Raw genomic sequence first — 22,278 nt, forward strand, 5'->3', positions numbered from 1 at the left:
GCGTCTTCCAAGCAACCGCACCATCGCGCACACGCCGGAGGCAGGCACGGGATCGGCGGGTTGGAAATCCGCAAAAACATCACCTTCACTTTAGCTTGAAGTGGAATGAGATTGCAAGCGCGAAGTTAGATGTTCAGGTACTAAGCCACTCCTGTGGCCGTTTTCATGCCTTGACTCCGCGACTGGGGTCGAGACTCTGGAGTCCCGTTGAGCAGCTGCTTCGCTGCTTGCTGCAGCAGGCTCAATTCGTGCTCCAGCTCCTTAGCCTTCACGGGAGCGCTCTCTAATTCGCCGCGCTTTCCCATCTGTTCCATTTCCGCCGCAAGCTCCCGGGCAGGACCTGAGGATAAGTTGGCAATCGAGCCCTTTAGCGCGTGTGCAACGTGCCGGATTGTTTCAGGATTCGTTCGCGCAACTGCGGTATGCATCTCTCGCAACAGGCGAACGCTGTCTTCAATAAACAGACGAAGCACGTCGGCCATTAACTCGCGATCTCCGGCAAGCCCTTGCAGTATCTTCTTTTCGTCGATGAGTCCGGGCGGAAGGGAAGCTGTGTCTTGCTGGGTCTCCGCGAGAAGCTTTATTGCATCTTGGTCCTGTCCCGCAAAAACCTGCGCAATTGCTTCTTGCAAAGCGGCGAGTCGAATGGGTTTGGAAACATAGCTGTCCATTCCAGCAGTAAGACACCTCTCGCAATCTTCAACAGCTGCGTGCGCGGTAAGAGCAAGAATTGGCAATCGATTCCTTCCGGCATTTTCCCGACTGCGGATCACGCGCGTAGCTTCCAATCCGTCCATCTCCGGCATCTGGACATCCATTACGATTAGATCGAAGTTCCCCGATTCCGATTCGGAGACTGCCAATTTCCCGTTCTCGACGATCGTAACCTCGTGTCCGAGCTTCTCTAGCAGACGACTCTCAAGCTTCTGATTGACGGGATTGTCCTCCGCCAACAGTACGCGCAGGCCACGAGTCGATGGAGCTTTCTTCCTTTTCGCTCTGCGCGGCTGTCTGCTCACCGACTCCGATGTGGAGGCGATAATCGCATCAAAGAGTTCGGACTGCTTGATCGGCTTCACCAGATATCCCGACACTCCAGCCTGTTGCGCCCGCTTCACATCCTCAGAATGTCCGGCAGAAGTAAGCAGGATCAGCTTCATGCCAGCAAGCCGGGGATCACGAGCGATCTGTTCTGCCAGCATGAACCCGTCAATCTCAGGCATATGCCCGTCGAGCAGAGCCAGTGCAAACGGATCCTTCCATGCGAGCCCAGCCTCGATTGCAGCCATCGCCGATTTCGCTGAGTCCGCCGTGACAGGACGCATGTTCCAGCGGGCTAAGATCTCCTGCAGAATGCGGCGATTGGTTTGATTGTCATCGACTACCAGCACGGACATACGGCTGAGCATTTTTGCCGGACCAGCCACCGCAGAAGCATCAGCACGCCCAAATTTTGTTGTGAAGTGGAAGATGCTTCCCTTTCCGGGACTGCTATGCACCCACACCTTGCCTCGCATGAGTTCGACAAGCTGGGAACAGATGGCCAATCCCAAACCGGTACCGCCAAACCTGCGGGTAGTAGAGCTATCGGCTTGAGCAAAAGCTTCGAAGATCAATGCCTGCTTCTCCGCAGGAATTCCGATACCGGTGTCTTTCACTGTGAAGTGAAGGCCGATCGCGTCTTCATCCTGCGACTCCAGCTCAACTCGGACTGCAATTTCTCCATTATCAGTAAATTTGATCGCGTTGCCGATCAGGTTCAATACGACTTGGCGCAGGCGTGCGCAATCGCCCACCAATACTTCAGGGATCTCTCGTCCGACATGTAGAGTGAGTTCAAGACCTCGCTGGTGAACCCGCGGAGCCAGCACACGCACACTGTTCTCGAGTGTGGCGCGCAAGTTGAATGGCGCCTGTTCGAGCACCATCTTCTTGGCTTCGATCTTCGAAATGTCGAGTAAGTCATTGATCAGGAGCAGCAGAGCGTCCGCCGAACTCTTAATTGTTTCGAGATAATCGCGTTGCTCCCGAGTAAGCCTTGTATCCAGCGACAACTCAGTCATTCCGATAATGGCGTTCATCGGAGTCCGAATTTCATGGCTGATATTTGCGAGGAATTCGCTCTTGGCCTTGTCTGCCTGCTCGGCACGATGCTTAGCCGTCTCCAGTTGCTCTGCATGGTCGCGTAGCTCCCGTTCGGCTCGACGACGCTGCAGGAAATGCCCAATCTCGCTTCCCACCGTGCTCATCATCTCGAGCAGCTTGTCGTCGCGTTTGAAAAGCGATCGTGTGAAGAATTCGAGAACACCGATGACTTCGCCTTCTACCTTCACAGGGAAAGCAAAACCGCTGTGTAATCCGGCGGCGGTAGCAGATTTCCCACGCGGAAAGTTCCAATCGAGTGCAACGTCATCGATCCAGGCTGGCTCTCCACTTTCCCAGACCCGGCCAGGAAGTCCCACCGCTTTGGGACAACGCAGCTCCCTGGTTCGAGCTTCGAACTCTTTCGCGTCGAGGATGTCCCGGCTCCAGAAGTCCGTGCAGCGAAGCACGGCGTCTTGCTTGAGAAGCGTCCAGATTGAGCCTGTGTCCCAATCCAGGTTCTGACCAACAGCATGCAGCATGTCGATGCCTGCGGAGACTAATGGAGTAGCGTTCGCCATGACGCGCGTGACGGCGTACTGCGCAGCCAAACGCGCTTCCTGCTGCTTCTCTTCCGTTAAATCTCGACCTACACAGTAGATCAGCCGCTTTTCGGTAGAAGTAATGACCGTCCAGTAGATCCAGTGATATTCGCCATTAACGGAACGGTACCGGTTGGCGAAGTTCATCAGATTTGCTCCGGTGGTCGCTACTCTTAGAGCGGCTGCGCTGGTGCTTGGCACATCGTCCGGATGAAGAAAGCTGATGTATGGTTTGGAGAGCAACTCCTCCCGCGAGTAGCCAAGCATTTCCTCCCACGCGCAGTTGATCCATTTCAGATAACCATCAAACCCCGCAATGCAGAATAGATCGACGGAAAGGTTAAGGAAATCTTGAAATTCCTGAACGCCGGACAGCGGATTCGTATTGGGCCCCTGAGTCATCACGTAAGACTCCTGAAGTATGGCCTGTGGCAAAGTAAGCCGAAAGTTTAGCACCGACCGGAAAAGACGCAGCATGCTGCGGCGGCCGTCTCCACGCTGCCGCCTTCATTGGCGGGATTTTCCATTACTGTCATTCCAAAACGCGCGGGTTTGCACGAGGAATCTGCTGTTCTGTAGGACGCCGAAAAAGCAGATCGCTCGCTTCGGGATGAAAGTAATCATGGGAGCCGACGCCATCTGGAGCCTGCGAGACGCAGCATGCGACGCCTCTACCAGAAACTTTCATTTGACCGGCCCATCTCCACTCGTTACCATCGGCAACCACGGTTTCGCAGGAGCCCACAAATGAGTCCGGATTCCCAGGAACCAGCGCGTGTTGTTGTCGCGGACGATGACAATGCATTGCGTCATGCGATCACCAAGCTGTTGAAGAGCTGCGGCTATGAGGTCACCAGCTTTGACAATGGTGCCGATGCACTGGAAGCGCTGCAGCGAGAGCCTTTTGACCTCGCCATTCTCGACATCTGGATGCCGCGCATGAGCGGCCTTGAAGTTCTTGCGCATCTCCGCACTGAGGACAACAAACCTCGAATCATCATCATGACCTCCGACGACACTCCGGAGACCTTACTTCGGGCGGTGCGCGAACAAGCCTACGACTATGTCGCCAAACCTTTTCCCCCGCACGACATCATCGAGCGAGCGCAGCGCGCGCTACACAAGGAGATGGAGCCACCGATCGAAGTGATCTGCGCTCAGCCGCACTGGGTGGAGCTGCTTGCGCCCTGCACTCGCGGTACCGCGGAGCGGATTGAGGGATTCATACTCCGACTCGAAGTTGGACTTTCGGAAGAGCTCCGCGGGGAGGTGGCTCAAGCCTTTGGCGAGCTTCTGAAGAATGCGGTGGAATGGGGAGGTAAGCTCGACCCAAATCGGAAAGTTCGCATCGCCTACGTACGAACTCCCCGCATGCTCATGTATCGCATCGCCGATCCAGGCCAAGGCTTTAGTTTTCAAAATTTGGAGCATGCTGCGATTGCCCATTCTTCCAACCATCCGGTTGCACATATGGAGATCCGCGAGAAGAAGGGGATTCGCCCTGGCGGGTTTGGAATTCTCATGACGAAAGCTGCAGCCGATGAGTTGATCTTTAACGACAAGCACAACGAGGTGATCTTCATCCGCTACCTAATCCCGCAGGAGGTCGCAGCAGCGGGCAGGGCCTCGTAACACAATCACCAGGATCCTCAAGCCGCAGACTGCCGCAACACGACATATCAGGCCCGAAGGGCCGACATTCATTTTGTGATGGTCAGGCCATTGTGCCGTCCCTCCGGGACTCCAGATCCGACTTAACTCGCCCAGCATTTCATGCTGGGCTTTCACATTTAGCGCCTCCGGCGCGGTTGGGCCGAACGGTAACAGCTAGATTTCAAAATGACATTGGGAACCGCGAGACTTAAACTTCAAATCGGGAATTTGGCCGCTGCTGACCCTTGGCATATGCGGTTAGGCTCTGATTCTTTCGGTCCTTTTCGGCACTGGCATAACAGCCCTGCATCTACGTGTTCACTATGCTTCGGACAACTGATTACCTAATAATGCCTAGCACGTCTTACCTCAACACGGAGGGCCGCCGTGCTCCAACATCTGAAGTTTGCCACGCGTCTGCTGCGCAAAAATCCAAGCTTCACGCTCATTGCTACTACTACATTGGCGCTAGGCATCGGAGCAACCACGGCAGTTTTCACATTGGTGGACGCGGTACTCCTCAGACCCCTCGCCTATCGCAATCCGTCCCAGCTCGTTTCTATTTCGGCCGATGAGCCGGTCGCAGGTGGTGCCGACATCGGCTTCAATCCACTCGAGCTTGATGACCTGCGCGAACGAGCCGGCATCTTCGATCAGGTTTCCGCAGTGTGGCCTGTCAGCGCGAATCTCACCGGCGGAGATCATCCCGAGAGAATCGAGTTGGTGGCTGCCAGTCCAAGCTATTTTTCGATCCTTGGTGTTGCTCCGCAGCTTGGACGTATCTTTGGTCCGGAAGACGAAGCCCTCGGCTTCGCCGAAGCCTGCCTGATCAGCGACGCAGCCTGGCACCGATTGTTCGGCGGAGATCGCAATGTGCTTGGCCGCCGAATTTACCTCGATACCGACGCGTACACCATCGTTGGCGTAATGCCGTCGGCGTTTCGTCATCCCGGAAGAACCCGCGCCACCGACGTTGACGTCTGGGGCACTGCCGGATACAAGGCGGATCCATTTCCGCATCCACCGCAGCGCGAGCAACGTTTCATTCCGGGATCGATCGGCAGGCTCAAAGCGGGAATCACGGTTGCGCAGGCTCAGATACGGCTCAATGCTCTGGTTTCGCAGCTTCGCCGGGAAAATCCAGCAGTTTATCCGGCAGCATCGGGTTGGACCATGAATCTCACCCCGATGGACGAAGTTGTAGTGGGAAAGACCCGCTCGCTGCTGTGGATTCTCCTCGCCGCCGTCGCAGCTATTTTGCTGATTGGCTGCATCAATGTAGCCAACCTCTTGCTTTCCCGGGCGTCAGCACGCGAACGCGAAATCGGTGTGCGTTTGGCATTGGGCGCCAGTCGTCGCGACCTCATTGCGCAGTTGCTTACTGAATCGTTTGTCCTGTCCAGCATCGCTACCGTTGTAGCAGTTGTCATTGGCTGGGCGATGTTGCGCGGCATGGTCATCATCGCCGCGTCGAAGCTACCTCGGATTCATGAAGTCACGCTCAACATTCACGTACTGGCCTTCGTTCTTGCGCTGGCGTTGTTAACGTCGATTTTATTTGGTCTTGCGCCGGCTTGGCAAAGTTCGTCGCCGGAACTGGTGAGTAGCCTGGGTGGAAGCTCGCGTGGAGGCAGCAGCAGTCATCGTCAGAACCGCATGCGCGAAGGTCTGGTTGTCGCTGAGATCGGGATGTCTCTCGTGCTCCTTGCCGGAGCTGCACTGCTCGCGAGAACACTGTGGCAGCTGACAAACATCGATGCCGGATTCGATCCCGCGCACGTCGAGATCGCGCGTGTGTGGTTGCCCGTGCCGAACCATCCGGAACTCGATCCGTATCGCAATCCTGAAAGGCGACAGGTTTTTAATCGTGAAGTGTTACAGCGTCTTAACAGCATTTCGGGTATCGAGCAGGCCGGACTTACGGGATCTCTTCCACTCACTGCAGATCAATTCGTTGCGAAACTGGGAATCGAAGGCCGCACTAGCGATCCACGCAGCGCTCCCGACTTGCCGCTGATCGTGGTAAGTCCAAATTATTTCAATGTGCTGAAAACGCCTCTACTGAGCGGACGCACATTTTCAGAGAGCGACGATTTCAAGAGCGAACCTGTTGCTATTCTTGACCAGTCTGCTGCCAGGCAGCTGTGCCTTCATGAAGAGGCGCTGGGACATCGGGTTGGCTTTTTCGGAGGACAAAAGCCGCGCTGGTTCACGATCGTCGGAATAGTTGCCGACGTGAAACAGACCGCCCTCGATTCGCCCCCAAGCCCTCACGTGTACTTCTCCCTCTATCAGACCGGAGCACGATCGTTGGGCGTAGTTGCGCGTGTAAAGGCCGGCGGAGCCAGGGACGAGGAAACGCGGATGTCGTCAGTAGGCGAACAAATCAGACGGGAGATAGAGGCCGTGGATAAGGACCTTCCCATTTTCGGAATTCAGCCGATGTCGAACCTCGTGAGTGCTTCGCTTACCGCGCGGCGGTTCTCTGCCGAGTTGATCGGCGCATTCTCGATGCTGGCCCTGGTGCTTGCGTCGATCGGAGTGTACGGCGTAATCGCCTACTGGGTAGCCCAACGAACGCGCGAGCTGGGCATTCGTATGGCCTTGGGCGCTCGGCCTAATGACGTTCTGAAACTCGTCCTCGGACGCGGTGCACGCCTCGCTGGAATGGGAGTTGCAATTGGATTGGTTGCTGCTCTTGCCGTAGGACCGGTGCTGCGCTCCCAGCTCTACGGAATCTCGGCTTTCGATCCAATTGTCTTTGCGTGCGTACCTGTCGTTTTGCTCGGGGTGGCCCTTGCCGCCGGATATGTGCCTGCAATGCGCGCTATGCGAGTGGATCCGATCGTGGCGCTGCGAGAAGAGTGAAGATCGGGTGATCGGGTGATCGAGCCCTTCACGTCACTACCGGCGGCGGAAGCCGATGGTGGTCCTTTGCGAACACTGCGCCTCAGGGACAGTATGGAATGGTGAGAGGCGGTAACACTCACTTCAACAGATCCACCAACCTTCCCTCTGTCGGCAACTGCGATAACCTATAAACCAACAGCGCGGCTCGCTTCGAATTGATCGGAATCGAGGTCAGATCAATCTTCTCAGCCGCAGAGTGATCACCCGATCCTGAAGACCCAACGCCTGCCAGCGTCGGAATGTACTGGGCAATGAAAGCGCTGTCACCAGCACCGCGCTTCATCGGATCGAGTTCCGGCATATCGGGCTGACCTAACGAGTGGTTCACCTGGTTCAGCAGCTTCAGCAATGCCCGATTGCCTTCATTCGGAGCTTGCGGCGGATACGCTTCGTAGAAGTCGATCTTCGCGTCGGCCTTCGCCAAGTGCTGCGCAACGATCGCGCGCATTTTTTCCTGCACCCGCTGGACCTGCTCGTTCGAGAGACAGCGCAGATCGCCGATGGCAATCGCCGTTGGCGCCACGATATTCGGCTTGCCGGTGGCCTGTCCACCTGTTTCCTGGGGGTTGATCTGCGCGGTTGTGCCGCCGAGAACCAAGCCAACGTTATACGTGAGATAGTCTTCGCGAAGCTGTGTGCGAAATGCGTCAAGGATGCGCGTAAGCTCATAGATCGCACCGAATCCCATATTGGCACCGAAGACACCGGCTGAGTGCCCGGTTTCACCGCTCGCTGTAAGGCGCCAAGTCATGCTGCCACGTCGACTGGTGCTGCCGTAGTAGATTCCGTTTCGGCGAGCAGTGTTCTCAAACTCCAGCCCGGCATCGCTCTTCTTGGCAGCCTGGATCATGTCACGGCGAGCCATCTCAATCGGATGACCGGCAGCTTCTTCATCTCCACTGAGCACCACTTTGATGTCTGCACGATCCAGCGCCCCTGATGCTCTGAGCGCCTTGAGCGCAGTGAGCATTACGACAAGACCACCCTTCATATCGTCGGTCCCAGGCCCTGAAGCCCAATTGCCCGTCTTCTTCTCGGAATCGGCTTCACCCGACGTATCCGGATCGCGGCTCGTCCCCTGCATGGTGAAGTGCTGGAAGGGGCTGTCCTTTTCAAACACTGTGTCCATATGCCCAATGAGCAGTACACGTTTGCCGCACTTTCCCGGATCAGGACACGGATGCTCTGCCATCAGGGTTCCCGCACGTTGCACCTCGTCCATCGGAACCCAGCCGACTTTGAAGCCGAGCGACTCAAACTGCGACTTCAGGACCTTTCCTACGGCACGCACACCCTCAAGATTTTTGGTGCCGCTATTGATCTCGACTAGTTGGCGCAACAGATCGACGGGCTGCTGCTTTTCGGCCTCGATTGCCTGGAGGATCTTCGTTTCGGTTGGATTGAGGTTTTGAGCTTGAAGAGCAGGATTTGCAACCAGAAGAACAAACATGAAGAGACGATCGAATTTCACCGACGAATGATAGCAAACTGTCTTGTAGAACACCTCTTCAGCCCAATCGCCAAACCTGAGCGAGGGTTGCCGATGTGAGTACCCACTCGTGTGCCGCTAAAATGTTCAGCATGAGCAGAGTCCTGATTTGTGCTCTTCTGGTAACTTTTTACGTTCTTCCCACCGCCCACGCTGATGAAAACACTGAGCGCGCCGTAAGCGTCCGCGAGGGCAATCTTTACGTCAATCCGGACACAAACAGTCAAAAGCTAGGAGCTATCGAGCGCGGACGCGAAGTCGCAGTCCTCGAGCACAGCGGCCAACAATGGCTGCACGTGCTGGCTTCGCTCGGAGGCGAGCGCGAGGTTTCGGGATGGACTCTTGATAAAGGCCTGGTTCGCAAAACCACACCGAACGGCGACCAGATCCTGTATGGCGAGGCGGTCGATTCAGAGGTAGAAGCGAGCCGTCGCGGTGGTCGTAGAGGCGCCGATAAAGATGCGCTCCGTCTCTACTACCGTGTCGCTGAGTACTTTCCGAACTCGCCGCTTGCTGGCGAAGCCGCGTATCGCTCGGCCGATATTGCCTGGCAGCTCGATGTAGAAGACATGAGGCGACGTCCCTCCGCGCAGGAGAAAGATCCGTACATGCGCCATCAGATGGACGAAGAGCAGATGCGCAAGGTGATTAAGAAGTATCCAGGCACAAAGTGGGCCGATTTGGCGGCATACGATCTGATCGACAACAAGCTTTGCGGCGATTGGCAAGGCGATCCGAAATGTCCCGAGAAGGAAACCTCTTTGTACGAGAAATATGTCGCTGACCATCCGCAATCGGCAAAAGCCGCTGAGGCCCTCTACAACGCTGCTTGGAGACAGTCTGCGCTGATCGAAATCTATCGCGAGCGCCAGGACCAAAAGAAGGCTGAGGAGAGCCGCGCGCACGCCATCCAACTGGCACAGAGAATCCCACAGCAGTATGCGAATTCGGACTTCGCCTATCGCGCACAGCGTCTGCTATATCTTCTACAGCAGAAGATACCCACTTACGGCAACACCAGCGACTGATTCACATAAGCGAAAGGACGTTCATTGCCCGTTTACCAGGCTGTTGTGCTCGCAGTCGTACAGGCATTCGGAGAATTCTTACCGATTTCCAGCTCAGCGCATCTGATTCTCACCCGCTGGTTCTTCGGCTGGAGCGAACTCGATCCTGCGATGGACCTCACGTTCGACGTCGCACTTCATGCCGGGACGTTACTGGCGGTGCTGGTCTACTTCTTCCCTACATGGATCAATTTGATCGTCGCTGGATTTGGAGGACGACCGCCCCTGTCCGGCAACAGCGCAGGACTCGGCAACCTCGACGATGTCGAGAGCGGCCGCGACCGCATGCTGCTTTGGTGGATCGTTCTGGCGACAATGCCTGGTGCCATCGCGGGCAAGCTGCTCGACAAATATGCTGAGCTCAAGTTTCGTGACAGTTATCTGCTGATTGGATCAACGCTTGTAGTTGTCGGCGTGTTGATGTGGCTGTCCGAGAAATTCGGTGCGCAGCGCAGGACTATCACGGGAATTAATGCGATTGATGCGATCCTCATCGGCATCGCGCAGGCATTCGCACTCATTCCAGGCGTTTCGCGCTCAGGTTCGACGATCACAGCAGGACTCGTCCGCGGTCTGAATCGTGAAGCCGCAGCGCGATTTAGTTTCCTGCTGCTCGCACCAATCACGGCGGGCGCCGTGCTGCTCAAAGCACACGCTGTCATGAAAGCTGGTGGGCTTCCGCCCGGAATGAAACAGCCGTTTCTGATCGGAATATTTTTATCAGCTATTTTGGGAATGGGTGTAATTGCTTTCTTTCTTCGATTTCTTCGGACTCACTCGCTTAATTTCTTCGTCGTATATCGCGTGCTGCTAGGAATCGTGGTGATCGTGCTTGCCCTGAAGCACTTCCACGCGGGATAAGCTCGAGTCCGGGGAGGGAGCATTGCGGACCGCAGAGGTCGTCATCATCGGCGGGGGCATCGTCGGTTCGAGCATCGCCTACCATCTGACTGATGCAGGATGCCGCAACGTGCTGGTCCTCGAGCGCGAAACCCACCAAGGCAAAGGTTCAACCGGCAAGAGTATGGGCGGCGTTCGAGCCCAGTTCACCACTCCGGTAAACATCCAGATGTCGCTGTACTCGATTCCTTTCTATGCCGCCTTCGACGAGCGCCTCGCGCATCCTGCTGGATACAGACCACAGGGTTATTTGTTCGTTGCCACAAAGCCTGCACATCTAGAGTATCTCCAGACCAATCAGAAGCTGCAGAAGTCACTCGGGCTTAAAAACGTTCGCATGCTAGCCAAGGCGGAGATCGTCGAAATGGTTCCCCAACTCCGCTCCGACGATATCCTCGGCGGAAGCTTTTGCCCGACCGACGGATTCGTTGATCCATACAGCTCGATGGTTGGCTTCATCAAGCGTGCCATGGACAATGGCGCGACTCTTTGGAAATCAATTGAGGTCACAGAAATTCTAAAAGAGAACGGGCGTGTTGCAGGTGTGGCCACGACGCGCGGCGAAGTTCATGCGCCAGCCGTTGTAAATGCCGCGGGGCCGTGGGCAGCCGACGTGGCTGCGATGGCCGGAGTCGATCTTCCCGTAAAACCGCTGCGTCGAATGCTAATTCCCACCGAGCCGTTTGAGGAGGTATCACACGAGATCCCCATGGTGATTGACATGACCAATGGCTTTCATTTTCGGCCAGAAGGTCGTGGATTCCTGCTCGCATGGAACGATCCCGAAGAGACTCCCGGATACAAGTTCGACTTTCATCCCGAGTTCATCGAGAAAGTGTTGATCCGAGCAGCCGATCGTGTGCCATGCTTCGAGAATCTGGCGGTGAATCCAAAACGCGCCTGGGCCGGTTTGTACGAGATGTCACCGGACCATCACGGCATCATTGGAGAGTTTGAGGAACTGCCAGGCTTCCACGCTGCTAGTGGCTTCAGCGGGCACGGAGTGATGCATGCACCTGCAACGGGCAAGATCGTTGCGGACTTGATCATGTCGGGAACGACGAAGGTTGTGGACAACGTAGGCGTCCTCAGCCCGGCACGGTTCAGAACAGGAAAACTGTTGCACGAAACAGCCCTGCTCTAACCCTTGGCCTAAAGTAAAACTTGAAACCGTCTCCGTGAGCTCTTCTTTGGCCTTCGCGCCCTTCGTGTTCGCCTCGTCGTGTGAACCATACGAATTAGTGGTATTTCACCAAGAATCTGAGATAATCATCCTGCTCTGGCCGCTCCGCGACTCGTCCGAGGGTATTGTCTCCCTCCGGTCCGAAGGCCCCAATGAACGCTCTACACCGGCCGTTTACGCCTACTAAGAACCGTCGTTTCAACGAGTTGATCGGCTTCTCGATGATCGCGGCGGCGCTGCTGCTTTTCCTTGCCTTCGCATCCTACTCACCCTTTGATCCCTCGCTGAACACCGCCTCGGTGTCCGAAGGCAGCCCAACTCACAACTGGATCGGCCGCGTCGGTGCAGTCATCGCCGATTTGTCCTTGCAAGCCCTTGGCATTGCAGTCTTTGCCCTTCCCGTGATGCTGGGAATGCTCGGACTGCGCTGGTTTCGCTCGCGGCACATCCATTCGCCAATCGAGAAGCTGCTTGGAGCTTTGACTCTTTTGCTGTTCATTCCGGCCTTCATGGGATTGCTGCCGGGACATCTTCGCTGGATGCATGCGCTAGCGATTGAAGGCGTATCTGGAAAGCTTCTCGCCGACTTTTTAATCCATTACTTCAACCTGCCTGGAGCGTACATTGTCGCTCTCAGCGTGATCTCTGCGGCGCTCTACCTTTGCACCACGTTTTCATTTACTGAACTTCACTACTGGCTGGAGACACGCTTCACCTTTGTAACAGCAGCATGGCAGCGCCTGCAGGATTGGCGCGCTGAGCGTGTCAAATTGAGAGCTCAGAAAGAGCTGGAGAGGCGCAAGGCCAACCGGCCCATGGTCACAAGTCAATTGCTTCCGGCGAAGAAAGTACCCCCGGCGGCCCAGGTTTCGGATCGGTACGAATCAGCCCGTCCAGTAAAGACTGGCTTGGAGCAAATGGCTGAATCGCTTTCCGCTGTCGAAAAGGAAGGCGAACCGGAGCTAGACGAGCGCACTGCTGAAGATCGGGAAATTGAAGTTGGCAGGCGCGCAGATTCAGACACAAAGCGAAAGACGGTGTTACCCAAGACTCACGGAACCTTCCAACTTCCTCCAAGTGCGATGTTGAAGCGCCCAGATGAGCAGTACGCCATCGACGAAGCCGAGCTCAAAGAGCAGGCGCAGATTCTGGTGGAGAAGTGTGCGGAGTTCGATGTTCATGGCACCATTACGCACATCAACCCCGGCCCGGTAGTTACGACTTTCGAGATGAAGCCCGAAGCGGGAATCAAGTACAGCCGCATCACCAGCCTTTCCGAAGACCTATGCCTTGCCATGAAGGCGGAAAGCATCCTGATTGAGCGCATGGCCGGCAAGAGCACGGTCGGCATTCAGGTGCCGAACGTCGAGCGGGAGACGATCTACCTTCGCGAAATCGTTGAGTCGCAAAGCTTCGCTGATGCGCGCTCGCGACTGACGCTAGCTTTGGGCAAGGACATCAACGGCCGAATAATAACCGCCGATCTTGCGACCATGCCCCATTTATTGATCGCCGGCTCAACCGGGTCAGGTAAGTCAGTAGCGATCAACGCGATGATCATGTCACTGCTGTTCAAGGCCACTCCCGATCAGGTGCGTCTGATTCTCGTGGATCCCAAGCGAGTCGAACTCGGAAACTACGATGGCGTTCCACATCTTTACACGCCGATCATTACTGAGCCGAAGCTTGCTGCCGTCGCGCTGCGCAACGCCGTGCGTGAGATGGAGCGTCGCCTGAAGTTGCTGGCCGAGAAGAGCGTCCGCAACATCGATCAGTACAACAAGCTCTTTGCAGAAGACACGCCTAGTCTGTTTGACGAGGACAGCGAGCACAAGCCGCTTCCATACATCGTCATCATCCTCGACGAACTCGCCGACCTGATGATGCTCGACGGGAAGAACGTTGAAGAATCGATTACGCGACTCGCACAAATGGCGCGCGCTGTTGGGATCCATTTAATTCTCGCGACCCAGCGGCCTTCAGTCGACGTAATCACCGGCCTCATCAAAGCCAACGTGCCCAGCCGGATTTCGTTCCGCGTTGCAACGAAGGTTGATTCGCGCACGATTCTCGACGCGAACGGAGCGGAGTCATTACTCGGACGCGGCGATATGCTCTTCCTGGCTCCAGGTTCCGCTCGCGTGCAGCGCGTTCACGCTCCTCTCGTAACAGAGAAGGAAATCGCCCAAGTCGTCGAATTCTGGCGCTCGCAAGGCGAAGCAGAATACGAGAAAAAATTCCTCGAAACTCCGAAAGAGGAAGGCAACAGCGTCCAAGGAGGGGCCGGCGACGGCGAAGATGAGCACGACGAACTCTTCGAAGATGCAGTGCGTCTAGTACTCGACTTTGGAAAGGCCTCCACTTCGCTGCTGCAACGTCGTCTACGGATTGGCTACGGGCGCGCAGCGCACCTGATCGACCTCATGGAACGCGATGGTATCGTCGGCGCCGCGGATGGTCCGAAACCTCGCGAAGTGTTGAAGCGTCCAGATTGGATTGACGAGGTCGAACAGGCCATGCGATAGAATCCGCAGCCAAGGGCCGATTTGCAACGCGAACCGCTGGAGCGAGTCATTGGTTACTTGCCTTCGCCCTTTCTTTGTTGGCTAACGCGTGCGTTGCAAAGTGCGTTCTTTTTACTTCTCGCGGCCATTCCCCTTGGTTATGAAAGCTTCGTTCACGGCATGCGGTCCGATGTCTCTATCTGGTTCCAATGCTTTCTCTCTCCTGAGTAGTGTTTGAATTGTTCCGCCCACACCGCAAACTTTCTTGGATGCTCTTGGCAGGGCGTTGGAGATCGTACCCAACGGGATGATGGTCAACTTCATTTACTACTTCTTGTTGGCTTTTGGAGCTTCACTTTGTCTTTCCTCGCTGCCGAAGGCTTGTACTTCCGCCCGAAGTAATGCTTCGTAGGCGACAGGAAGACGACGTTATCCCCAACCTATGGACTTCCGTTCTAAAATGCAGACATAACCACCAGGACGGACCCTTGGCCCTGAAGCATTCAGACCTGATTTACGACTGGAACAACGTTCCTGGCGCTGCTTTCAAGCCTGCCGGCCGCGTGATGCTTACTGACGAGTCGTTGCGCGATGGGCTTCAGTCACCTTCAGTGAAGGACCCCACGATCGAGGAAAAGCTTCGTATTCTCCACCTGATGGAGAAGCTCGGGATCAACCATCTCGATATGGGACTGCCGGGCGCCGGAAAGCGATCTTATGCAGATGTGGAGCGGCTTGCTCGCGAGATTCGAGACGCAAAACTCAAGATTCGGGGAAACTGCGCGGCGCGAACTCACGAGAGTGACATTCGACCGGTAGCTGAGATTCAGGACAAAGTCGGTATTCCCATCGAAGCCGCGACCTTTATTGGATCAAGTCCCATCCGCCGCTATGTCGAGGACTGGAGCGACGACTTTCTCCTGAAGACCACGGAATCCGCAGTGAAATTTGCCCGCTCTCTTGGTCTAGAGGTGATGTATGTCACCGAGGATACGACACGCTGTGATCCCGAAACGGTAAAACGACTTTATAAGACCGCTATTGAATGCGGCGCACGCGCAATTGTCATTTGTGACACTTGTGGACATGTCACTCCGGCCGGAGTCACTGCACTCATCCGTTTTGTCGTCGATGAAATCGTGAAGCCTAGCGGGGAGCAAATTCGTGTCGACTGGCACGGGCACTGTGATCGTGGCCTTGCCGTGGCAAATTCCCTGGCAGCCCTTGCTGCTGGAGCAGACTGCGTCCACGCTTGCGCAATAGGTATCGGCGAGCGCGTCGGCAATACGCAAATGGACCAGATGCTGGTGAACCTCAAGCTCATGGACGTTGCGCCATGGGAAGATCAGGACCTTACCTCATTGAAGGAGTACTGCGAGACAGTTTCTCGCTCCACAGGTGTCCCAATTCCGAAGAATTACCCCGTGCTGGGAGATGATGCTTTTCGAACTGCGACAGGTGTGCACGCGGCTGCAGTAATCAAAGCGTTCCGCAAGAAAGACATCGAACTCGCGAACACCGTTTATTCAGGCGTGCCGTCTCATTACTTTGGAATGGAGCAGATCATCGAGATTGGTCCCATGTCCGGCAAGTCGAATGTAGTCTTTTGGCTTGAGCGCAAGGGACTCCCTGCCGATGAGGTCACGGTAGACCGCATCTTCCAGAAAGCCAAACAATCCCATCGAACACTTCTTGATCACGAGATCATGGAGTGCATTGCCCGCGACAGTCGCCCAACTATTGCCAGCGCCGATTAATTCCCATGGACTCGCCCACCCGTACCGCTCCAGAAACTGTGCCGCAGGAAATCGCGCAACTTGCTGCAATGCGTCTCATACACGCAGCTTTTGCCTGGTTTCAATTGCGAGAGCAGGAACTGAGGCGCGTGCAGCTTCAAATCGCGCGTATCCCGGCTCCCCCATTCGGGGAAGCTGCGCGTGCGGAATGGCTGCGTGGAAAATTTGCAGCAATCGGGCTTGAGGATGTCGAAGTCGACGCAATTGGAAATGTGATTGGTGTGCTTCCGGGCGAGGATCGCGAGCTTCGTGCCGTCGCTATTTCGGCTCACCTAGATACTGTTTTTCCGGCAGAAACTGAAATCACGATTCATGAAGACCGGGATCGCATTTATGGACCCGGGGTAAGTGATAACGCTGCCGGTCTGACCGCCATGCTTGGAATCGCGATGTGTCTGCGCGAAGCGCGCATTCGCAATGAGTCCGATTTGGTGTTCATCGGCAACGTGGGCGAAGAGGGCGAAGGAGATTTGCGTGGCTTCCGCTACCTATTCGAACAGCCCAAATGGCGCGAACGCATCGGTTACACGCTCGTAATTGACGGCAGCGGAACTGATGCCGTGATTGGCCAGGCGCTCGGCAGCAGGCGCTTTGAGGTGATTGTCCGCGGCCCAGGCGGTCATTCGTGGAGTGATTTCGGACAGCCTAACCCGATCGTCGCGGTTTCGCGCGTCGTTTCGCGATTCAGCCAGACGGCGCTGCCTTCGTCTCCGAAGACAACATTCAATTTTGGCGTGATCAGCGGCGGGACATCAGTGAACTCGATTCCCGAAATGGCGCAGGTAAGTATCGATTTGCGCTCGGCGTCAGGAGAAGAGTTGCAGCGGCTCGAGGATGAGCTGCGCGGTGTGATTCACACTGAGATTCCGACCGGATCGCGTGATGGCTCCCCCGCAAAACTGAATGTCGAGATCAAGAAGATCGGTGATAGACCAGCGGGAGAGCTTCCGAACGACTGCAGAATTCTGGAAGTCATGCGGGCAGTGGACGCACATTTGGGCATCACGTCGCAGCTGCGCCGTGCCTCTACAGACGCAAATATCCCTATATCCATGGGACTTGAGGCCGTAACAATAGGTGCGGGAGGCACCGGGGGAGGCGCCCACACTTTGCGCGAATGGTTCGATCCCTCGGGACGGTCACTTGCTCTCAAACGGGTTTTGCTTGCAGCGCTTGCGTTGGCGGGCCTGGAGTAGCTTTATCTGAAGGCCTTTGTCGCCATAGCCCCAATCTCTCTTCTAAGGTGTGCCGTTGATTATGTGGTTCCAGCCGCCCGGCCGGTACGAGTCTGAAGACGCTAAGATGGCCTGCAGCTGGGGAGCATTATTCAACGACGTTCCGACCAAAAACATGCTCTATTTCGTAGGCCGCATTCCAGTTGCAAGCTTGTACCGGCCGAGGGGGCTGGAACCAGGTAATCCATGCGCTGACCTACTGCCAAGAGGCTATATTGATCAAAGGTCCTCGACTCTGGAACGCATACCGTGACAAAAAGCCTGCTCTGTCTGCTTTTGCTCTTGACCTCCGCCTCCTTCACACAAACCGCCGAGGTTATCTTCAGCAACGCCGACATCTACACCGGCGGACACTTCTCAACGCCAAGTGATGCTTTCACTGCCACTGATGGACCAAGAGCGAAAGCTATTGCCGTCGCCAACGGCAAAATCATCGCGGTGGGTGGCGATGAAGTTCTGAGCCACAAAGGAGCAAAGACGCAAATTGTCGACCTGCGCGGCAAGTTCGTCATGCCGGGATTCAATGATGCTCATTGTCATCTAGCCAGCGGCGGGCAGGCAAAACTCGAGCTTGATCTGGTCGGCGTGCGCTCCCTGAACGAGATGAAGCAGCGGATCGCGGACGGTACCAAGAAAGCTGCTCCCCGCGAATGGATGATCGGTCGTGGCTGGGATCACACGCTGTGGCAATCGCAGCAGCTGCCTAACAGGCAAGATCTGGACGCGGTCACCCCAGGCCATCCTGCATTCTTTGTACGCGTCGATGGACACATCGCGGTTGCCAATTCAGCCGCGCTGAAGATCGCAGGACTGAATCGCAATAGCAAAGAGATCCCCGGCGGCCAGGCTGATCGGGACAGCTCCGGCGAGCTCACAGGAATCGTTCGCGAAAGCACGAAGGAGGCTTTCTACAAGATCATTCCACCCCTCTCAGCAGCCAAACGTCGGCAAGCCATCGAGCTGGTCCTGGGCGAGGCGGCACAATGGGGACTCACTTCGGCTCAGGACAACTCCGCCTGGGAAGATTTCCTCGTTTACGACCAGCTCAGACGAGAAGGCAAACTCACGTTACGCATTGCCGAGTGGCTGCGCTTCAACGATCCTGTCAAGACGCTCATCCAGCAGCGAGCTCATCATCCCAGCAGCGATGCGATGCTGCACACCACCCAGCTCAAGGGTTTTATGGACGGATCCTTGGGATCGGGCACCGCAGCGATGCTGCAGCCTTATTCCGATAATCCGAAGAACGCCGGGTTGCCGCAGTACGATCAGGCCACGCTAACGAAGATGACAATTGAACGCGCCTCCTCGGGTTTTCAGATTGGCTTTCATGCGATCGGAGATCGCGGTGCCAACATGGCGCTAAACGCGTTTCAGGAAGCTTTACGCCAGGTTAAGGCTAACCATTCCAAGACTCCGGCGGGGTCGCAGTCGCCGCTGGACTTCCGTTTTCGAATTGAGCATGCTCAGGTGGTCGCGCCTTCTGATATTCCACGGTTTCATGAACTAGGCGTAATTGCGTCAATGCAGCCCAATCACCTGCTCACAGATATGAACTGGGCAGAGACTCGGATTGGTCCAGAACGGGCCAAGAATTCATATGCCTGGGCTGAATTTCTTAAATCCACCGGGCGTCTTGCTTTCGGGACCGATTATCCAGTCGAGCCGATCACACCTTTTCGAGGCCTCTATGCTTCAGTTACCCGAATGAATGAAGCCGGTACGAAGTCTTACTTTGCTGACCAAAAGCTGAATATCCATCAGGCGATTTATGCGTACACATGGGGCGCTGCCTACGCAGAATTCGAGGAGAAAATAAAAGGGATACTCGTTCCTGGTTATCTCGCCGACTTTGTTGTCCTGGATCGGGACATTACGCGCGTAGGTGCTCCTGAAATTCTGCAAACGAAGGTATTGCGTACTGTGCTCGGCGGACACACAGTGTACGAGGCTCGTTAGGTTTGTCATTCCGAAGCGAACCGAGGAATCCCTACCCTTACCTTGCTGGCAGCTATGGGGATCCTCGGCTCTGCTCGGAATGGACAAGCTGCGGCAAACACAAGCCACTAGGGCCACTCCCCGCAGTACATGACCTTCCCGCACGTTGTCAGCTTGTTAAACACAGCATAAAACTAATGAGCACTCTCCCCCTGCAGAGCGCGCTACCCGGCTCCCCAAGACCCCAGGAGGCTTCATGCACCACGCGGTATACGGAACCGGCTATCTGGCAACGGTGGTTTCATCGTGTCTAGCCGATTTTGGGCTGCCAGTTACATGCTTTCACGAAGATGTACCGCGTATCGCCTCACTCGCCCGGGATGAGACGCCTTACTACGAAAAAAATTTGAAGGAAGTCGTCCGGCGCAATGTCCGCTCCGGCCGACTCGCGTTTTCGCACGACGTCGAACGCACTTGCCGCAAGTCGCTGATGATCTTCATCGCTCAAGACAGCCAGGATGGCCTTGAGGAAGTGGCTACCCGTCTTTCCCGTTTCTGCACCGACGATCACATATTGGTAATTAGCAGCCCAGCGCCCGTGGGCACAGCATCGCGCATCGAGCGCAGCTTGCGTTCTGCCGGATCAAAGATCGCAATTGTCTCGCATCCCGTTTTCGTAACTGACGGTTGCGCTGTCGAAGACTTCAATTGGCCGGACCGCATTCTGCTCGGTACCGATTCAAATGCTGCCATCCAGGCGATGAAGATGCTGTACCGGCCCCTGGTGATGCGCGGCGTGCCGGTCATCGTGACCAATCACGAAACCGCCGAACTGGCTCGTGAAGCTTCGACAGCCTTCCTAGCCACGAAGATTTCGTTCATTAATGAACTCGCCACGCTTTGCGAGCACGTGCGAGCAGATGCTGTCGATCTCGCTTTGGCCCTGGGACTCGACAAAAAGATTGCACCGCGCTGCTTCCAGCCGGGGACCTCCATTGGTGGCCCTTTTGTCGAAGCCGAAATGGAATCTTTGGCACAGCTCGCCGTAAGCAATGGTGTATCGCTCAAGATTCTCAGCGCTGCACGCGAAGTAAATCAGAGCTTATGTGAGCGCATCATGACAAAACTGTCATCGGCGCTGCAATCCGTGCAAGGTAAGCAAGTCGGACTGTTGGGTTTGGCGTTCAAGCCCAACAGCAACTCCGTTGTTGCCTCGACCTCCATGCAACTGGCAAAGCGATTAGTGAACATGGGCGCTCAGGTACGGGCTTATGATCCCGCGGCGATCGAAGGAGCTCGCGCCGAGTTGAACGGATCTGTTCGTTATTGCGATAACGCCTACGCCGCTGCGGAAGGAGTCGATGCCTTGGTACTCGGCACTGCATGGTCCGAGTTCCGCAGCCTCGACTACGATCGGATCAAGCGATCACTCAAACGTCCGTTGATTGTGGACACCAAGAACATCCTCGATGCAGTGAGAATGCGGTCGCTTGGGTTTGAGTACGTCGGCATTGGTCGATAGCGGTCCAAACAAAACGCCGGGCAATTGCGCCCGGCGCTCCGAAACAGCCAATCTGGGATTAAGTTCCTTCGCTCCAGCTTGCCAGGTACTCTTCCTGTTGTGGTGTGAGCTTATCGATCTTTACGCCCATCGCTTCGAGTTTCAGGCGTGCGACGCGCTTGTCGAGATCAACTGGAACCGGGAAAACTTTCTTCTCGAGGTTCTTGTAGTTCTTCACAAGGTATTCGCAGGAGAGCGCCTGATTGGCGAAGCTCATGTCCATCACAGACGCTGGATGACCTTCGGCGGCGGCCAGATTTATCAGGCGGCCCTCACCGAGCAGATAGATCTTGCGGCCATCTTTCAATGCGTACTCGTCGACAAAATCGCGGGTGGCACGCTTCGCTGATGCAAGTTTTTCCAAAGCAGGAATGTCAATTTCCACGTTGAAGTGTCCGGAGTTTGCAACTACCGCCCCGTTCTTCATTACCTCGAAGTGCTCTTTGGCAATTACGTTCTTATTGCCGGTGACGGTTACGAAGACATCGCCGATCTTCGCGGCTTCAGCCATGGACATCACGCGGAAGCCATCCATCACGGCTTCGAGAGCCTTTGTAGGATCAATTTCCGTGATGATTACATCTGCACCCATCCCCTTGGCGCGCGATGCCAGACCGCGTCCGCACCAACCGTAGCCGGCGATCACGAACTTGGAGCCGGCGAGCAGCACGTTGGTACAGCGAACTACACCATCAATCGTGGATTGGCCAGTGCCATAGCGGTTGTCAAACATGTGCTTCGTATCGGCATCGTTCACCGCGATGATCGGATAGCGCAGAGCACCGTCTTTCGCCATGGCACGCAGACGAATCACGCCCGTGGTAGTTTCTTCTGTGCCGGCGATGATGCCCTCAACCACGTCCTGACGCTTAGTCAACGCGGTGGTAACGAGGTCAGCGCCGTCATCCATGGTCAGGTGTGGCTTATGATCGAGGGCGCTTAGGATGTGTGAGTAGTAGGAGTCGTTGTCTTCGCCCTTGATCGCGAAGGTCGAGATGTTGTAATCGCGAACCAGCGAAGCGGCCACGTCATCCTGCGTGCTTAGCGGATTCGAGGCGCAAAGCACAACATCGGCACCGCCGTCACGCAACGTGATCGCGAGGTTTGCGGTTTCCGTGGTGACGTGCAGGCACGCCGAGATGCGGATGCCCTTCAGCGGCTGATTCTTGATGAACTCTTTGCGGATGCTCTGGAGCACCGGCATCGATTGGTTGGCCCACTCGATGCGCCTCTTGCCCTGATCCGCCAGCTCGATGGTTTTTACATCAAAAGGAATTTGAGTTGCAGTTGCCGTAGCCATGCTCTCCTTAACGTGTGCCCTCAGCGTGTGGCGCTTGTGGCGAATCGGGAAACTAAGA

Annotated in this window: 14 protein-coding genes; 10 read left to right on the top strand and 4 right to left on the bottom strand. The window is 55.8% G+C overall.

From position 1 onward, the window contains the following. Positions 1-140: 140 nt before the first annotated feature. Positions 141-3,161, bottom strand: a complete 3,021-nt coding sequence (locus DMG62_06475; protein ID PYY23848.1) for a hypothetical protein — start codon at positions 3,159-3,161, stop codon at positions 141-143. Between the two features lie 183 nt (positions 3,162-3,344). Here DMG62_06475 and DMG62_06480 point away from each other — a divergent pair, with 183 nt between their 5' ends. Then, the gene (locus DMG62_06480; GenBank protein ID PYY23849.1) at positions 3,345-4,316 is read left to right on the top strand and encodes a hypothetical protein; all 972 of its coding nucleotides are present in this window, start codon (positions 3,345-3,347) and stop codon (positions 4,314-4,316) included. A 408-nt stretch (positions 4,317-4,724) separates the two neighbouring features. Beyond that, positions 4,725-7,205, top strand: a complete 2,481-nt coding sequence (locus DMG62_06485) for a hypothetical protein (GenBank protein ID PYY23850.1) — start codon at positions 4,725-4,727, stop codon at positions 7,203-7,205. 118 nt (positions 7,206-7,323) lie between these two features. Here DMG62_06485 and DMG62_06490 read toward each other — a convergent pair whose 3' ends face one another. Beyond that, a complete protein-coding gene (locus DMG62_06490; GenBank protein PYY23868.1) occupies positions 7,324-8,697 on the bottom strand; it encodes a peptidase M20 in 1,374 nt (457 codons plus the stop codon). 122 nt (positions 8,698-8,819) lie between these two features. Between DMG62_06490 and DMG62_06495 the strand changes: the two genes are divergently transcribed. The 4 genes from DMG62_06495 to DMG62_06510 all read left to right on the top strand — a co-directional run bounded on the left by DMG62_06495 (position 8,820) and on the right by DMG62_06510 (position 14,411). Beyond that, the gene (locus DMG62_06495) at positions 8,820-9,764 is read left to right on the top strand and encodes a hypothetical protein (GenBank protein PYY23851.1); all 945 of its coding nucleotides are present in this window, start codon (positions 8,820-8,822) and stop codon (positions 9,762-9,764) included. Positions 9,765-9,788: 24 nt separating this feature from the next. Beyond that, positions 9,789-10,664: a UDP-diphosphatase gene (locus DMG62_06500; protein PYY23852.1), complete on the top strand. Its 876-nt coding sequence runs from the start codon at positions 9,789-9,791 to the stop codon at positions 10,662-10,664. Between the two features lie 22 nt (positions 10,665-10,686). After that, positions 10,687-11,847: an FAD-binding oxidoreductase gene (locus DMG62_06505; GenBank protein ID PYY23853.1), complete on the top strand. Its 1,161-nt coding sequence runs from the start codon at positions 10,687-10,689 to the stop codon at positions 11,845-11,847. A 191-nt stretch (positions 11,848-12,038) separates the two neighbouring features. Next, complete coding sequence (locus tag DMG62_06510; protein PYY23854.1) at positions 12,039-14,411, top strand: cell division protein FtsK; 2,373 nt, start codon at positions 12,039-12,041, stop codon at positions 14,409-14,411. A gap of 111 nt (positions 14,412-14,522) precedes the next feature. Here the strand turns inward: DMG62_06510 and DMG62_06515 are convergent, their stop codons facing one another. Beyond that, the gene (locus DMG62_06515) at positions 14,523-14,714 is read right to left on the bottom strand and encodes a hypothetical protein (protein ID PYY23855.1); all 192 of its coding nucleotides are present in this window, start codon (positions 14,712-14,714) and stop codon (positions 14,523-14,525) included. Between the two features lie 77 nt (positions 14,715-14,791). Between DMG62_06515 and DMG62_06520 the strand changes: the two genes are divergently transcribed. The 4 genes from DMG62_06520 to DMG62_06535 all read left to right on the top strand — a co-directional run bounded on the left by DMG62_06520 (position 14,792) and on the right by DMG62_06535 (position 20,881). Next, entirely contained in the window at positions 14,792-16,147 is a 1,356-nt protein-coding gene (locus DMG62_06520; protein ID PYY23856.1) for a 2-isopropylmalate synthase, read from the top strand. Positions 16,148-16,152: 5 nt separating this feature from the next. Beyond that, positions 16,153-17,382 carry a peptidase M20 gene (locus DMG62_06525; GenBank protein ID PYY23857.1) on the top strand — a complete coding sequence of 410 codons (1,230 nt, stop codon included), beginning with the start codon at positions 16,153-16,155 and terminating at the stop codon, positions 17,380-17,382. Between the two features lie 288 nt (positions 17,383-17,670). Beyond that, a complete protein-coding gene (locus tag DMG62_06530; protein ID PYY23858.1) occupies positions 17,671-19,380 on the top strand; it encodes an amidohydrolase in 1,710 nt (569 codons plus the stop codon). Positions 19,381-19,615: 235 nt separating this feature from the next. Next, positions 19,616-20,881 (top strand): UDP-glucose 6-dehydrogenase, encoded by a 1,266-nt coding sequence (locus tag DMG62_06535; GenBank protein ID PYY23859.1) that lies wholly within the window; start codon positions 19,616-19,618, stop codon positions 20,879-20,881. 58 nt (positions 20,882-20,939) lie between these two features. Here DMG62_06535 and DMG62_06540 read toward each other — a convergent pair whose 3' ends face one another. Further along, positions 20,940-22,220, bottom strand: coding sequence for an adenosylhomocysteinase (locus DMG62_06540; protein ID PYY23860.1), 1,281 nt, complete (start codon positions 22,218-22,220; stop codon positions 20,940-20,942). Positions 22,221-22,278 lie beyond the last annotated feature (58 nt).

The sequence above is a fragment of the Acidobacteriota bacterium genome (assembly GCA_003225175.1).
In the GTDB taxonomy this organism is placed as follows: domain Bacteria; phylum Acidobacteriota; class Terriglobia; order Terriglobales; family Acidobacteriaceae; genus Gp1-AA112.

Excerpts from the sequence above, each read along its gene's own strand:
- DMG62_06475 (PYY23848.1), bottom strand. The coding sequence starts at position 3,161 with ATGCTGCGTCTTTTCCGGTCGGTGCTAAACTTTCGGCTTACTTTGCCA.
- DMG62_06480 (PYY23849.1), top strand. The coding sequence starts at position 3,345 with ATGCGACGCCTCTACCAGAAACTTTCATTTGACCGGCCCATCTCCACT.
- DMG62_06490 (PYY23868.1), bottom strand. The coding sequence starts at position 8,697 with ATGTTTGTTCTTCTGGTTGCAAATCCTGCTCTTCAAGCTCAAAACCTC.
- DMG62_06495 (PYY23851.1), top strand. The coding sequence starts at position 8,820 with ATGTTCAGCATGAGCAGAGTCCTGATTTGTGCTCTTCTGGTAACTTTT.
- DMG62_06510 (PYY23854.1), top strand. The coding sequence starts at position 12,039 with ATGAACGCTCTACACCGGCCGTTTACGCCTACTAAGAACCGTCGTTTC.
- DMG62_06515 (PYY23855.1), bottom strand. The coding sequence starts at position 14,714 with ATGAAGTTGACCATCATCCCGTTGGGTACGATCTCCAACGCCCTGCCA.
- DMG62_06520 (PYY23856.1), top strand. The coding sequence starts at position 14,792 with ATGCTTCGTAGGCGACAGGAAGACGACGTTATCCCCAACCTATGGACT.
- DMG62_06525 (PYY23857.1), top strand. The coding sequence starts at position 16,153 with ATGGACTCGCCCACCCGTACCGCTCCAGAAACTGTGCCGCAGGAAATC.
- DMG62_06535 (PYY23859.1), top strand. The coding sequence starts at position 19,616 with ATGCACCACGCGGTATACGGAACCGGCTATCTGGCAACGGTGGTTTCA.
- DMG62_06540 (PYY23860.1), bottom strand. The coding sequence starts at position 22,220 with ATGGCTACGGCAACTGCAACTCAAATTCCTTTTGATGTAAAAACCATC.